We start from the raw sequence: 13,513 nt of genomic DNA, 5'->3' as shown, positions 1-13,513 counted from the left end.
GTGAATTTGATTTAAACTGACTTCCCTTGCCTCTGCCGAGCGTTCCATGCCCGACTTGCTCGACCGTTACCCGCTCACTGCGGGCACCTATCACGAACTGCTCGACGACAGTGGCGCGGTGCGTGCCCATTGGCAGCGCCTGCTCGATCACCTGCAACGCAGTACGCCCGTGCAACTGGCCCAGCGCCAGGCGTTGTTGACCCGGCAGATCCAGGAAAACGGCGTGACCTACAACGTTTACGCCGACCCCAAGGGCGCCGACCGCCCGTGGGAGCTGGACTTGCTGCCCCATGTGCTGGCCGCCGATGAGTGGCAGCACCTGTCGGCCGGCATCGCCCAGCGCGCGCGTTTGCTCAATGCCGTGCTGGCCGACCTGTACGGCCCGCAGCGCCTGATCAAAGAAGGCCTGTTGCCGGCCGAGCTGGTGTTTGGGCACAACAACTTCCTGTGGCCGTGCCAGGGCATTCAGCCGCCGGACGGCGCGTTTCTGCACCTGTATGCCGTGGACCTGGCGCGCACCCCGGATGGCCGTTGGTGGGTCACCGCCGACCGTACCCAGGCGCCCTCGGGCGCAGGTTACGCGCTGGAAAACCGCACCATCGTGTCCCGTGCGTTCCCGGATCTGTACCGTGATCTGCAGGTTCAACACCTCACCGGTTTCTTCCGCACGCTCCAGGAAACCCTGGCCCGCCAGGCGCCCGGTGATGACCAGCCGCCGCTGATCGTGCTGCTCACGCCGGGGCGTTTCAACGAAAGCTATTTCGAACACCTCTACTTGGCGCGCCAGCTCGGCTACCCGCTGGTAGAAGGCGGCGACCTCACAGTGCGTGACAGCACAGTGTTCCTCAAAACCCTCAGCGGCCTGCGCCGAGTGCACGCGATCATGCGGCGCCTGGACGATGATTTCTGCGACCCGCTGGAGCTGCGCACCGACTCGGCCCTGGGTGTGCCCGGCCTGCTGGACGCGGTGCGCCAGGGCAATGTGCTGGTGGCCAATGCCTTGGGCAGCGGCGTGCTGGAGTCGCCCGGTTTGCTCGGCTTTCTGCCGAAGATCAACGAGTTCTTGTTTGGTGAAGAACTGATCCTGCCGTCCATCGCCACCTGGTGGTGCGGCGAGGCTCCGGTGCTGGCCGAAGCTTTGGAAAAGCTGCCGGAATTGCTGATCAAACCGGCGTTCCCCTCGCAGAGTTTCGCGCCGGTATTCGGCCGCGATTTGAACGATGAACAACGCCAGGCCCTGGCAGAGCGCATGCGTGCGCGGCCTTACGCCTATGTGGCCCAGGAGCTGGCGCAACTGTCCCAGGCCCCGGTGTGGCACACCGTGGATGACCATCTGCAACACCGTGCCATCGGCATGCGCGTGTACGCGGTGGCCAGCGCTGACGGCTACCGCGTATTGCCCGGCGGCCTGACTCGCGTGGCGGCTGAGGCGGATGCCGAAGTGGTGTCGATGCAGCGCGGTGGCGCGAGCAAAGACACCTGGGTACTGGGCGATCGCGCCGTCGGCGGCGAGCATTGGCGTGCACAACGGGCGATTGGCGTACATGATCTGGTGCGGCGCGACCCTTATCTGCCGTCGCGCGTGGTGGAAAACCTGTTCTGGTTTGGCCGCTACTGCGAGCGCTGTGATGACAGTGCGCGCTGGCTGCGCATTGTGCTGGCGCGCTATGTTGACGGCGACGACCCGCAAGCCTTGCAGGCCGCTGTCGAGCTGGGCGAGACCTTGCGCTTGTTGCCGGAGGAAGGCGAGTTGCCCGAGCGCCTGCTTGCCGCTTTGCTTGGCGATGACTGGCCGTCGAGCCTGCGCGCCAACCTGCAACGCTTGCAGTGGGCCGCGTCCCAGGTGCGCGGCAAGTTGTCCCGCGAGAACTGGCAAGCGCTGGTGGAGTTGCAACGCGAAGCCCTGGAGCTGGAAAGCGAGACCCCGGATTTTGGCGAGTTGCTGGATTTTCTCAACCGTCTGGTGATGTCCCTGGCGGCGCTGTCCGGGTTTGCCCTGGATGACATGACCCGCGACGAAGGCTGGCGCTTTTTGATGATGGGCCGGCGTATCGAGCGCCTGCAATTTCTCAGCAGCAGCCTCGCCGCGTTCCTGCGTGGCGTGGCGGTGTTCGATCAGGCCGGGCTGGAATGGCTGCTGGAGCTGGGCAACAGCAGCATCACCTATCGCTCGCGTTATTTGGCAGTGCCGCAACTGATCCCGGTGCTCGACTTGTTGCTGCTCGATGAACAGAACCCGCACGCGGTGCTGTTCCAGTTGAAGCTGGTCAGCCGCACCCTGCGGCGTCTCAATGATGACTTTGGCGTGCCCCGGGAAACCGGCCTGGCGCCGTTGGTGGAGCGCCTGTCGCGTTTTGATCTGGGCTGCCTGGAGAACCCGCTGTTCGGCGAATCCAGTGTGCGCGCCGCTCTGGACGGCCTGGCGGACCTGCTGCAAGCGGTCGCCGATGAAAGCGGGCAAGTGTCGGATCGCCTGGCGTTGCGCCATTTTGCCCATGTGGATGATGTCAGCCAGCAAACGGTGTCGGTGTGATGAGTGCGCGCTACCAGATTTTTCACGATACCCATTACCACTACGACAGCCCGGTGTCCCTGGCCCAGCAGTTGGCTCATCTGTGGCCGCGTCCGTGCGCGTGGCAGCGCTGCAGTTCCCAGCAATTGGATATCAGCCCGCAACCGTCGTCGCGCCGCGACGAACTGGACGTATTCGGCAACCCGATCACCCGGCTGGCGTTCGAACGGCCCCATGATGAATTGCTGGTCAATGCCGGGCTGACCGTGGAAGTGCTGGCGCGACCGGCGCTGGATTTCCAGCAGTCACCGGCCTGGGACCAGACGCGCGACAGCCTGACCTACAGCAGCCAGGTGCTATCGCCTGAAATGCTCGAAGCCTGCCGTTATCGCTTCGAATCGCCCTACGTACACCTGAAGAACACCTTCGTCGAGTTCTCCGAAAGTTGCTTCCCGCCAGGCGTGCCCTTGCTGCTGGGCGTGCAGGCCCTGATGCAGAAGATCTTCAGCGAATTCACCTTCGATGCCGAAGCCACCCAGGTCGCCACGCCCTTGGTGGAAGTGCTGGAGCGCCGCCGCGGCGTGTGCCAGGACTTCGCCCACCTGATGCTCGCGTGCCTGCGCTCACGCGGCCTGGCGGCGCGTTACATCAGCGGCTACCTGCTGACCCAGCCACCGCCCGGCCAGCCACGGCTGATCGGCGCCGATGCGTCCCACGCGTGGGTCTCGGTGTTTTGCCCGGTGGCGGGCTGGGTGGATTTTGATCCGACGAATAACGTGCAGCCGGCACTCGAGCACATCACCCTGGCCTGGGGCCGTGATTTCTCGGATGTGTCGCCGTTGCGTGGGGTGATTCTGGGAGGAGGGAGCCATGACCCGGAGGTGCGGGTGACGGTGATGCCGCTGGAGTAACAGTGGGTTGTGGTGAGCAGGGAGGGCCTGCTCACCCCAACAAAATTTATTCCGCCGGGTCTTTCGGTGTCTCGGTGTCATCAGCAGCCACTTCACCTTCAGCATCCGGGTTCAGTGCGCCTGCTTCTTCATCTGCAGCGGCTTTCTTACGTTGCAGCTTTTCCTCTTTCTTCTGCTCCTTGGCCAAGTCTCTCTGACGTTTGGCGAAGGAGTAATTAGGTTTGGCCATGGGCGATCCTCTAAGGTCGAAGGTGAGGGTGGGCGGCGCGCAGCTGCCTTGGGTCGCTATGGTAGCAGCTTAGCAGCGCGATTGGCCTTCACTTACCGCAGGCATACGCGGCCAACAGGCCGTTTAAGAATTGATTGAAGTGCATGGCAGACGCTCCGGTGGGTGATGGAGCGATCATAGGCGGGTGGCTGTTGTTTGGCTGGTAGATTGTGTTGATCAGTCTGATAGCCTAAAGTTGTATACAATCTGTTGATTCAGATCATAAGAATTTCAGCCTGCTTGAGGCACCCTAGTCGCAATACGCGTTTTTTAAACCCTGCCTTGGAGATTCACATGTTTGCCAAAATCGTTGCTGTTTCCCTGCTGACACTGGCGAGCGGCCAGTTGCTTGCTGCAGAGTGCGCGGTCACTGTTGATTCCACCGACCAGATGTCCTTCAACACCAAAAAAATCACCATCGACAAGAGCTGCAAGACGTTCACTGTGAACCTTGAGCACTCCGGCAGCTTGCCGAAAAACGTCATGGGCCATAACTGGGTACTGAGTTCCGCCGCCGACATGCCTGGCGTCGCCAGCGACGGCATGGCCGCCGGTATCGACAAGAACTACCTCAAAGACGGCGACACCCGCATCATCGCCCACACCAAGATCATTGGTGCTGGCGAGAAAGATTCGGTGACCTTCGAAGTGCCGAAACTGGCTGCAGGCACGGATTACGCGTTCTTCTGCTCGTTCCCGGGCCACATCTCGATGATGAAAGGCACTGTGGTAGTCGAGTAACACCGCGTTATCGTTCTTCGCGAGCAAGCCCGCTCCCACACTTGACCGCATTCCAATATGAGAATGCGGTCAAGTGTGGGAGCGGGCTTGCTCGCGAAGGCGATCTAACAAACACCGCCGGACTAACAGGCTTACCTTAGGGCGCAAATGGCATGACGCGCTTGTGCTCAGTCTTGCGATAGGTGTCGCAGATAATCTTGAACGCTTCCTCACGCACCGGCTCGCCGTGCAGGAACGCATCGATCTCGGCGTAGGTCACGCCGTGTGACGCTTCGTCCGGTTTGCCCGGCGACAGGTCTTCAAGGTCGGCAGTCGGGATCTTCTCCACCAGCGATTCCGGTGCACCGAAGTGCCGCGCAATCGCACGCACCTGGTTTTTCACCAACCCGCTCAACGGCGCCAGGTCGCAGGCACCGTCACCGAACTTGGTGAAAAAGCCCATTACCGCTTCCGCCGCATGATCAGTGCCGATCACCAAGCCACCGGCCGCGCCAGCGATGGTGTACTGCGCCACCATGCGCATGCGCGCCTTGGTGTTGCCCAGCACAAAATCACGCGACACCGCCGCCTTGCCTTCGAACGCCGCCACTTCATTGGCCAGGGATTTAACCGCCGGGCCGATGTTCACGGTGTGGCGCTCGTCCGGGTCGATAAAGTCCACCGACGCCTGGGCGTCGTGTTCGTCGAACTGGGTTTCGTAGGGCAGGCGCACGGCGATAAAACGGTAGGCCTCATCACCCGTGCTGGCACGCAGTTCTTTCATTGCACGCTGGGCCAGCAGGCCGGCGGTCAGGGAGTCGACACCGCCGCTGATGCCCAGCACCAAGGTCTTGAGCCCGGAATTGCGCAGGCAGTTCTGGATAAACCCTACGCGGCGCGCCACTTCGGCCTCAAGGGCGGCCTGGTCGTTGAACGGTGCTTGGACCTTGAGCTGCTGCGCAATCTCACGCTGTACGGCTTGCATGATTCACTCCTTGCTGGAAAGGGCAGGTACTTTGAAAACGTGACGCAAATAGGCGACAAAATTCGGGTCGGTGCAGTGGGTCTTGCCCGCTTCATCGGAAATCTTCGCGACGGGCTGGCCATTACAGGCAGTCATTTTAAGCACGATGCTCATCGGTTCAACACCCGGAATGTCACAGGTCAGGTTGGTGCCGATGCCGAAGCTAACATTAATGCGGCCACGCAGCGCGCGGAAAATCTCCAGGGCCTTGGGCAGCGTCAGGCTGTCGGAGAACACCAGGGTCTTGCTCATCGGCTCGATGCCGAGCTTGTGGTAGTGGGCGATGGCTTTTTCGGCCCATTGAATCGGGTCACCGGAGTCGTGGCGCAGGCCGTCGAAGAGCTTGGCGAAGTACAGGTCGAAATCGCCCAGGAACGCGTCGGTGGTGATGCAGTCGGTCAGCGCGATGCCGAGCAGGCCACGGTACTCGCGCACCCAGCAGTCGAGCGCGGCGATCTGGCTGTCGATCAGGCGCGGGCCGAGTTGCTGGTGGGCCATGATCCATTCGTGGGCCATGGTGCCCAGCGGTTTCATATCGAACTCGCGGGCCAGGTGCACGTTGCTGGTGCCGACAAAACGCCCAGGGAAATCGTGCTTGAGCACGCTGACCACTTCTTCCTGCACGCGGTACGAGAAGCGTCGGCGGGTGCCGAAGTCAGCCACTTGCAGTTCCGAAAGTTCTTCGCTGCTGGCATTGGCGGTCAGCCAGTCGAACTTGCGGTACAGCTGTTCGCGGGCCTGTTCGAGGATGACGGTCTGGTAGCGGTAGCGGTTACGCACTTCGCTGACGATGGCCAGCATCGGCACTTCAAACAGGATCACATGCAGCCACGGCCCGCGCAGGCGGATAAACAGCTCGCCGTTCTCGATGCCGGTTTGCACGTAGCGCAGGTTGAAGCGAAACAGCCCGAGGAAGCGCAGGAAGTCCGGCTTCATAAAGCTGATGCGTTCCAGGAAACCCAACTGGTCCGGGCTCAGGCTCAGCTCCGCGAGGCGTTCGATCTGGTAGCGGATTTCCGCCAGGTACGGGCGCAGGTCTTCACTGTTGCGGCAACGAAACTCCCATTCAACTTCCACGTTCGGGTAGTTGTGCAGCACCGCCTGCATCATGGTCAGCTTGTAGAAGTCGGTGTCGAGCAAGTTCTGCACGATGCGATCGGCAAACACACTCTCGCTCATAACGGGAATCTCCAGACGGGTCGGCGATGGGCGCCGGCCTTTACGCACTATTAAGGAATGGTGCTAGTGGCGCATAGACCTGTGGGGTTTTGCCAGTGTTTTTTCATTTTGGGATTTTTGTTGCGGCCACTGACGCTTTCGCGAGCAAGCCCGCTCCCACATTCGACCGCATTCTCATGTTGGAACTTGGACAAATGTGAGAGCGGGCTTGCTCGCGAAGATAATATCCCTGACGCTAAATAACCTGCTCCATCATCCACTTCACAAACTCACGCACCTTGGGCACCTCCGCCGAATGCTCCGGATACGCCAGGTAATACGCATCCTGGCTGGGCATCGCGTGCTGCCAGGGAATTACCAGCTTGCCCTCGACCAGCTCTTCTTCCACCAAAAAACGCGGCAACAAGGCCACGCCACAACCCACCTGCGCCGCCCGAATGCACATATAAAAGGTATCAAAACGTGGCCCGTGGTAGCTGTGCTCGGTCTGGTAGCCCTGGCTGGCGAACCAGTCATGCCAACCCTGCGGTCGCGAGGCGTTCTGCAACAGCACCAGGTTGCTCAGTTGCGTGGGGTCGGTGAATGGCTGCGCGGGCAGGCTCTCCGGCGCGCACACCGGCACCAGCTCTTCGCTGAACAGTTTCAGGCTTTCGGTGCCCGGCCGTGAACCCTGGCCGAAGTAGAAGGCCATATCGGCCTTGCCTTGCAGCAACTCGTCCGGCTCCTGCTCGTTGCACAGGTCCAGGTGGATCTGCGGGTGACGCAAACGCCAGCCCTTGAGGCGCGGCACCAGCCAGCGCGCGCCGAACGTGTAGGGCGTGGACACGCGCAGCACTTCAGTCTCGCCGCCGTAGGAACGTAGGTAGTGGGTGGACATCTCTACTTGCGTGAGGATTTTGCGCACTTCCACCAGGTACAGATCCCCCGCCGGGGTCATCTGCAAGCGGCGGCGCACCCGGCGAAACAACAGGTGTTGCAGCAGTTCTTCCAACTGCGCGACCTGCTTGCTCACGGCGCTTTGCGTGAGGTTCAGTTCCTCGGCAGCGCGGGTGAAGCTCAGGTGACGGGTGGCGGCTTCGAAACACTGCAGGGCGGTGATCGAGGGCAAATGTCTTTTGTTGAGCACGGCACGCCTCTTTTTATTCTTTGCATGAGTAAACGGAATGATATCTCGCCTAATCGTCGTTTGTTGGCAAGTCTTGGGCCAGCTACAAATAAGGTCTGGATCGCCGTGTCTGTGGCGGCGCGAATTTTCTGTTTGAGTTTGAAGGAGTGACCCATGGTTGCCGCATTGCTTGATCGTCTCGGGGTAAACCCGGCGCTGTACCAGTCGGGTAAACAGCCCGTGCATTCGCCGATTGATGGCAGCCGTATCGGCAGTGTGCACTGGGAAGGTGCCGCTGAAGTGGAGCAGCAGGTCAGTCGCGCCGAGCATGCATTCGAGGCCTGGCGCAAGGTGCCGGCACCGCGTCGCGGTGAGCTGGTGCGCCAGTTCGGCGATGTATTGCGCGAATATAAAGCCGACCTGGGCGAGTTGGTGTCGTGGGAAGCCGGCAAGATTACCCAGGAAGGTTTGGGCGAAGTGCAGGAGATGATCGACATCTGCGACTTCGCCGTGGGCCTGTCCCGCCAGTTGTACGGCTTGACCATCGCCTCCGAGCGCCCTGGCCACCACATGCGTGAAACCTGGCACCCGCTGGGCGTGGTCGGTGTGATCAGCGCGTTCAATTTCCCGGTCGCCGTGTGGGCGTGGAACACCACGCTGGCGCTGGTGTGCGGCAACGCGGTGATCTGGAAACCGTCGGAAAAGACCCCGCTCACTGCATTGGCCTGCCAGGCATTGTTTGAGCGCGTACTGAAGAAGTTCGACGGCGCCCCCCAATACCTCAGCCAAGTGATCATCGGCGGCCGTGACGCCGGTGCGGCGTTGGTGGATGACCCGCGCGTTGCGCTGATCAGCGCCACCGGCAGCACCCGTATGGGCCGCGAAGTGGCGCCGAAAGTCGCCGCACGTTTCGCCCGCAGCATCCTTGAACTGGGCGGCAACAACGCGATGATCCTCGGCCCAAGCGCCGACCTCGACATGGCCGTGCGCGCCATCCTGTTCAGCGCCGTCGGCACTGCCGGTCAGCGTTGCACCACCTTGCGCCGTCTAATCGCCCATGAGTCGGTAAAGGAAGAAATCGTTACCCGCCTCAAAGCCGCGTATTCCAAAGTGCGCATCGGCCACCCGCTGGAAGGCAACCTGATCGGCCCGCTGATCGACAAGCACGGTTTCGAGAATATGCAGGACGCCCTGGAGCAAGCCTTGAGCGAAGGCGGCAAGGTGTTCGGCGGCAAGCGCCAACTGGAAGACAAGTTCCCGAATGCCTACTACGTGTCGCCGGCCATTGTCGAAATGCCCGAGCAAAGCGACGTGGTGTGCACCGAAACCTTCGCGCCGATTCTGTATGTGGTTGGCTACACCGAGTTCACCGAAGCCCTGCGCCTGAACAACGCCGTGCCGCAAGGTCTGTCCTCGTGCATCTTCACCACCGACGTGCGTGAAGCCGAGCAGTTCATGTCGGCGGTGGGCAGTGACTGCGGCATCGCCAACGTCAACATCGGCCCGAGCGGCGCAGAGATTGGTGGCGCGTTTGGCGGCGAGAAAGAGACCGGCGGCGGCCGTGAGTCGGGTTCGGATGCGTGGCGCGGGTACATGCGTCGCCAGACCAATACCGTGAACTACTCGCTGGAATTGCCCTTGGCGCAGGGCATTACCTTCGACTGACTCGGCTGATCGTTCCCACGCTCCCGCGTGGGAATGCATCCTGTGACGCTCCGCGTCACAAAAAGCGGACGCGGAGCGTCCAGGGCTACGTTCCCACGCAGAGCGTGGGAACGAGCGGTGGTGAACTCATCCCGGAGTCTGGCAATGGCACTACGCGAAACATGTTTATGGGAACAACTCACCCCAGGCCGGGCTGATCGCGCTGCGCTCGTGGGCGAGGTCAAGGTGGATGTGTGCGTGATCGGCGCCGGCATCACCGGCCTGTCGGCCGCTGTTCACCTGCTGGAACAAGGCAAAAGCGTCGCCGTGCTGGAGGCTCATCGCACCGGCCATGGCGGTTCGGGGCGTAACGTCGGGCTGGTCAACGCCGGTATGTGGATCCCGCCGGACGAGATCGAAGCCGGTTTTGGCGAAGCGGTGGGCAGTCAGCTCAACCGCATGCTGGGCGCGGCACCGTCGCTGGTGTTCAGCCTGATCGACAAATACAAGATTGATTGCCAACTGCGCCGTGAGGGCACCTTGCACATGGCGCACAACGCCCGTGGCGAGGCGGATTTGCGCAGTCGCGAAGAACAGTGGAAGCGCCGCGGTGCCCCCGTCGAGCTGCTGACGGGCCAAGCGTGCGAGCAAGCCACCGGCACCAAAAAGATCGCCGCCGCCTTGCTCGACCGGCGTGCCGGCACCTTGAACCCAATGGCCTACACCACTGGCCTGGCGAATGCGGCTGTGGGACTTGGCGGGCAACTGTTCGATCATTCGCCGGTCACGCAACTTGAGCGCCAAGGCGCAGTCTGGTCGGTGCAGACCGCCCAGGGTTCAGTGCAGGCGGCGCAAGTGGTGATCGCTTCCAATGCCTATACCGAAGGCGAATGGACTGAGCTGCGGCGCAACTTTTTCCCGGGTTATTACTACCAGGTCGCCTCGGCCCCGCTGACGGACGAAGCCGCGCAACAAATCCTCCCCGGCGGACAGGGCTCATGGGATACGCGCCAGGTGTTAAGCAGCATCCGCCGTGATGCCGAGGGTCGGTTATTGCTCGGCAGCCTGGGCAATGGCAACCAGAAACCCACGTGGTTTCTCAAAGCGTGGGCCGATCGGGTGCAGCAGCATTACTTCCCGTACCTCAAATCGGTGCAGTGGGAATGCACCTGGACCGGCTGCATCGCTTTCACCCCTGACCACCTGATGCGCCTGTTCGAACCTGCGCCCGGTTTGGTCGCCGTCACCGGTTATAACGGGCGCGGCGTGACCACCGGCAGTGTGGTCGGCAATGCCTTTGCCGACTATTTGTGTCACCAGGATCCTCAGGCACTGCCGATCCCCTTTGCGCCCATGCAACCGTTGGCCGGAGTGGGCCTGCGCAGTTGCCTGTATGAAGCTGGGTTCTCGCTGTATCACGCCGGGCAATGCCTGCGGATCGTGGTCTGATCAGCGAAATACCTGTCAGAAGCCTGCATTTTCTTAGCAGGCTACTAATCTGTATTGGTGCAAGTCGTAGCAATCACGCACTGTAAATGTGCAGTTCCGTTACGCGCATTGTTACAGCTGTAGGAACTGTCGTTTAGGCATCCGGTTGCAGGTGCGACCTGCCAGGGTTGTACTTTTTGGATCCATCGGTTGCACCTTTCGATGCTAGACGGTTGCACGTGCTGGCAGAAGGAGCCGAAACGCCTGTAATAACAATGACACCGTGTCTTTTTGAAGAATAAAAAAGTAATGGCACGCGCCTTGCTCTGGGCTTTCCTGTGAAAGTTTGACGCGAATTCGTAGTGCCAATAAACAAAAACCTCGGAGCACCACTCATGTCCCAGACGTTTTACAAGAAAGGTTTTCTGGCCCTCGCCGTTGCAGCGGCGTTGGGTGTTTCTGCGTTTGTTCAAGCTGATGTGAAGATTGGCGTGGCGGGCCCGATGACGGGCGCCAACGCAGCTTTCGGTGAGCAGTACATGAAGGGTGCCCAAGCGGCAGCCGATGTTATCAACAAGGCCGGCGGCATCAACGGTGAGCAGATCAAACTGGTTGCCGGTGATGACGCCTGTGAGCCCAAGCAAGCCGTGGCCGTGGCCAACCGCCTGGCCGACCAGGACAAAGTGATCGGCGTGGTCGGGCACTTCTGCTCCTCCAACACCATCCCGGCGTCTGAGGTGTACGACGAAGCGGGCATCATCATGATCACGCCGGGTTCCACCAACCCACAGGTGACCGAGCGTGGCCTGGGCGCCGTGTTCCGCATGTGCGGGCGTGACGATCAGCAAGGCATCGTGGCCGGCGACTACATCGTCGACGTGCTCAAGGGCAAGAAAGTCGCGGTCATCAACGACAAGGACACCTACGGCAAAGGCCTGGCCGATGCCACTGCTGCCCAGTTGACCAAGCGCGGCGTCAAGCCGGTGCTGGAGGAAGGCCTGACCCGTGGCGAGAAAGACTTCAGCGCCCTGGTCACCAAAATCCGCTCCACCGGCGCCGACGTCGTGTACTTCGGCGGCCTGCACCCGGAAGCCGGTCCACTGGTTCGTCAGATTCGTGAAGCGGGCCTCAAGGCCGCGTTCATGTCCGATGACGGTGTCGTGACTGACGAACTGGCGAAAACCGCCGGTGGCAACCAGTACGTTGATGGCGTCTACATGACCTTCGGCGCTGACCCGCGTCTGCTGCCGGAAAGTAAAACCGTGGTGGAGCAATTCCGCAAAGACGGCGTAGAGCCTGAAGGCTACACCCTGTACGCCTATGCCTCGATCCAGGCCCTGGCTGCCGGCTTCAACGGCGCCAAGTCCAACAAAGGTGAAGACGCCGCCAAGTGGCTCAAGGCTCACCCGGTGAAAACAGTGATGGGCGAAAAAGCCTGGGATACCAAGGGCGACCTGAAAATCTCCGACTACGTGGTTTACCAGTGGGATAAAGACGGCAAATACCACCAGCTGGAAAAGCAGAAGTAAGAACAAGCACCACGGAACCCCTGTGGGAGCGGGCTTGTTGTGGCGAGGGAGCTTGCTCCCGTTGGAGTGCGTAGCACTCCCAAACCGTTCACCGAGTTACACCTGATGTATCTCGATCGCCCAGTTTGGGGCTGCTTTGCAGCCCAGCGGGAGCAAGCTCCCTCGCCACAAAAGCCCGCTCCCACAGGGGGACTGTGTCGTGATCAAGATCTGTCTTTTCCTCCAGAAGCGCCGCACACCCACCCGTGTGCAGGTGCTCACCGCGTGAGATTGCGTTATGGATGGTATTTTCCTGCAGCAACTGGTCAACGGCCTGACCCTCGGGTCGGTTTATGGCCTGATCGCCATCGGCTACACAATGGTCTATGGCATCATTGGCATGATCAACTTCGCCCACGGCGAGGTTTATATGATTTCCGCTTACCTCGCGGCGATCAGTCTGGCACTGCTGGCTTACTTCGGCATCGAATCCTTCCCGCTGCTCATTCTCGGCACCCTGATCTTCACCGTGGTCGTCACTGGCGTTTATGGTTGGGTCATCGAGCGTGTTGCTTATAAACCGCTGCGCAACTCCACCCGACTGGCACCGCTGATCAGCGCCATCGGTATTTCCCTGATCCTGCAAAACTATGCGCAGATCGCTCAGGGCGCGAAACAACAAGGCATTCCAACCCTGCTGGCCGGCGCCTGGCGCGTCGATATCGGCACAGGGTTTGTGCAGTTGACCTACACCAAGGTGTTTATCCTGGTGGCCGCGTTTCTCGGCATGGGCCTGCTGACCTACATCATCAAGTACACCAAGCTCGGCCGCATGTGCCGCGCCACCCAGCAAGACCGCAAGATGGCTTCGATCCTGGGCATCAACACCGATCGGGTGATCTCCTACGTGTTTGTCATTGGTGCCGCCATGGCCGCCCTGGCAGGCGTGCTGATCACCCTCAATTACGGCACCTTCGACTTCTATGCCGGCTTCATCATCGGCATCAAGGCATTTACCGCAGCGGTACTCGGCGGCATCGGCTCCCTGCCTGGGGCGATGTTGGGCGGGATCATCCTGGGTATCTCCGAGTCGCTGTTCTCGGGGTTGATCAACTCTGACTACAAAGACGTGTTCAGCTTCTCCCTGCTGGTGGTGATTCTGATCTTCCGTCCTCAGGGCCTGCTTGGTCGCCCACTCGTGGCTAAGGTGTAAA

Annotated in this window: 11 protein-coding genes; 7 read left to right on the top strand and 4 right to left on the bottom strand. The window is 60.9% G+C overall.

Going from position 1 to position 13,513, the window contains the following annotated elements; all coding sequences use genetic code 11:
• Positions 1-46: 46 nt before the first annotated feature.
• Positions 47-2,533 carry a circularly permuted type 2 ATP-grasp protein gene (locus tag ACTD9P_RS10200; protein WP_438867619.1) on the top strand — a complete coding sequence of 829 codons (2,487 nt, stop codon included), beginning with the start codon at positions 47-49 and terminating at the stop codon, positions 2,531-2,533.
• Positions 2,533-3,423, top strand: coding sequence for a transglutaminase family protein (locus tag ACTD9P_RS10195; RefSeq protein WP_438867618.1), 891 nt, complete (start codon positions 2,533-2,535; stop codon positions 3,421-3,423). Before ACTD9P_RS10200 ends, ACTD9P_RS10195 begins: the two co-directional genes overlap by 1 nt.
• Before the next feature lie 46 nt (positions 3,424-3,469).
• Here ACTD9P_RS10195 and ACTD9P_RS10190 read toward each other — a convergent pair whose 3' ends face one another.
• A complete protein-coding gene (locus ACTD9P_RS10190) occupies positions 3,470-3,652 on the bottom strand; it encodes a hypothetical protein (RefSeq protein WP_017138444.1) in 183 nt (60 codons plus the stop codon).
• A 333-nt stretch (positions 3,653-3,985) separates the two neighbouring features.
• Between ACTD9P_RS10190 and azu the strand changes: the two genes are divergently transcribed.
• Entirely contained in the window at positions 3,986-4,432 is a 447-nt protein-coding gene (gene azu, locus ACTD9P_RS10185) for an azurin (RefSeq protein ID WP_438867617.1), read from the top strand.
• A 136-nt stretch (positions 4,433-4,568) separates the two neighbouring features.
• Here azu and nadE read toward each other — a convergent pair whose 3' ends face one another.
• The 3 genes from nadE to ACTD9P_RS10170 all read right to left on the bottom strand — a co-directional run bounded on the left by nadE (position 4,569) and on the right by ACTD9P_RS10170 (position 7,740).
• Entirely contained in the window at positions 4,569-5,396 is an 828-nt protein-coding gene (gene nadE / locus ACTD9P_RS10180; RefSeq protein ID WP_438867616.1) for an NAD(+) synthase, read from the bottom strand.
• A gap of 3 nt (positions 5,397-5,399) precedes the next feature.
• Positions 5,400-6,614 (bottom strand): nicotinate phosphoribosyltransferase, encoded by a 1,215-nt coding sequence (gene pncB / locus ACTD9P_RS10175; protein ID WP_110623864.1) that lies wholly within the window; start codon positions 6,612-6,614, stop codon positions 5,400-5,402.
• A gap of 235 nt (positions 6,615-6,849) precedes the next feature.
• Positions 6,850-7,740: a LysR family transcriptional regulator gene (locus ACTD9P_RS10170; protein ID WP_438867615.1), complete on the bottom strand. Its 891-nt coding sequence runs from the start codon at positions 7,738-7,740 to the stop codon at positions 6,850-6,852.
• A 153-nt stretch (positions 7,741-7,893) separates the two neighbouring features.
• Between ACTD9P_RS10170 and amaB the strand changes: the two genes are divergently transcribed.
• The 4 genes from amaB (at position 7,894) to ACTD9P_RS10150 (ending at position 13,512) form a co-directional block, all read left to right on the top strand.
• On the top strand, positions 7,894-9,384 hold the full coding sequence (gene amaB, locus ACTD9P_RS10165) for an L-piperidine-6-carboxylate dehydrogenase (protein ID WP_138817094.1): 1,491 nt from the start codon (positions 7,894-7,896) through the stop codon (positions 9,382-9,384).
• A gap of 144 nt (positions 9,385-9,528) precedes the next feature.
• Positions 9,529-10,812 carry an L-pipecolate oxidase gene (gene amaA, locus ACTD9P_RS10160; protein WP_438867614.1) on the top strand — a complete coding sequence of 428 codons (1,284 nt, stop codon included), beginning with the start codon at positions 9,529-9,531 and terminating at the stop codon, positions 10,810-10,812.
• A gap of 374 nt (positions 10,813-11,186) precedes the next feature.
• Positions 11,187-12,320 carry a branched-chain amino acid ABC transporter substrate-binding protein gene (locus ACTD9P_RS10155; RefSeq protein ID WP_438867613.1) on the top strand — a complete coding sequence of 378 codons (1,134 nt, stop codon included), beginning with the start codon at positions 11,187-11,189 and terminating at the stop codon, positions 12,318-12,320.
• A 277-nt stretch (positions 12,321-12,597) separates the two neighbouring features.
• Positions 12,598-13,512, top strand: coding sequence for an ABC transporter permease subunit (locus ACTD9P_RS10150; protein WP_017136076.1), 915 nt, complete (start codon positions 12,598-12,600; stop codon positions 13,510-13,512).
• The last annotated feature ends 1 nt before the right edge of the window (position 13,513 follow it).

Origin of the sequence: Pseudomonas onubensis (assembly GCF_965653655.1) — a bacterium.
GTDB lineage: Bacteria > Pseudomonadota > Gammaproteobacteria > Pseudomonadales > Pseudomonadaceae > Aquipseudomonas.
The sequence above is the reverse complement of the archived record's forward strand: the minus strand, read 5'-3'. Positions and strand labels throughout refer to the sequence as shown.

Excerpts from the sequence above, each read along its gene's own strand:
- ACTD9P_RS10150 (WP_017136076.1), top strand. The coding sequence starts at position 12,598 with ATGGATGGTATTTTCCTGCAGCAACTGGTCAACGGCCTGACCCTCGGG.
- pncB (WP_110623864.1), bottom strand. The coding sequence starts at position 6,614 with ATGAGCGAGAGTGTGTTTGCCGATCGCATCGTGCAGAACTTGCTCGAC.
- amaB (WP_138817094.1), top strand. The coding sequence starts at position 7,894 with ATGGTTGCCGCATTGCTTGATCGTCTCGGGGTAAACCCGGCGCTGTAC.
- nadE (WP_438867616.1), bottom strand. The coding sequence starts at position 5,396 with ATGCAAGCCGTACAGCGTGAGATTGCGCAGCAGCTCAAGGTCCAAGCA.
- ACTD9P_RS10155 (WP_438867613.1), top strand. The coding sequence starts at position 11,187 with ATGTCCCAGACGTTTTACAAGAAAGGTTTTCTGGCCCTCGCCGTTGCA.
- ACTD9P_RS10190 (WP_017138444.1), bottom strand. The coding sequence starts at position 3,652 with ATGGCCAAACCTAATTACTCCTTCGCCAAACGTCAGAGAGACTTGGCC.
- amaA (WP_438867614.1), top strand. The coding sequence starts at position 9,529 with ATGGCACTACGCGAAACATGTTTATGGGAACAACTCACCCCAGGCCGG.
- ACTD9P_RS10195 (WP_438867618.1), top strand. The coding sequence starts at position 2,533 with ATGAGTGCGCGCTACCAGATTTTTCACGATACCCATTACCACTACGAC.
- ACTD9P_RS10200 (WP_438867619.1), top strand. The coding sequence starts at position 47 with ATGCCCGACTTGCTCGACCGTTACCCGCTCACTGCGGGCACCTATCAC.
- azu (WP_438867617.1), top strand. The coding sequence starts at position 3,986 with ATGTTTGCCAAAATCGTTGCTGTTTCCCTGCTGACACTGGCGAGCGGC.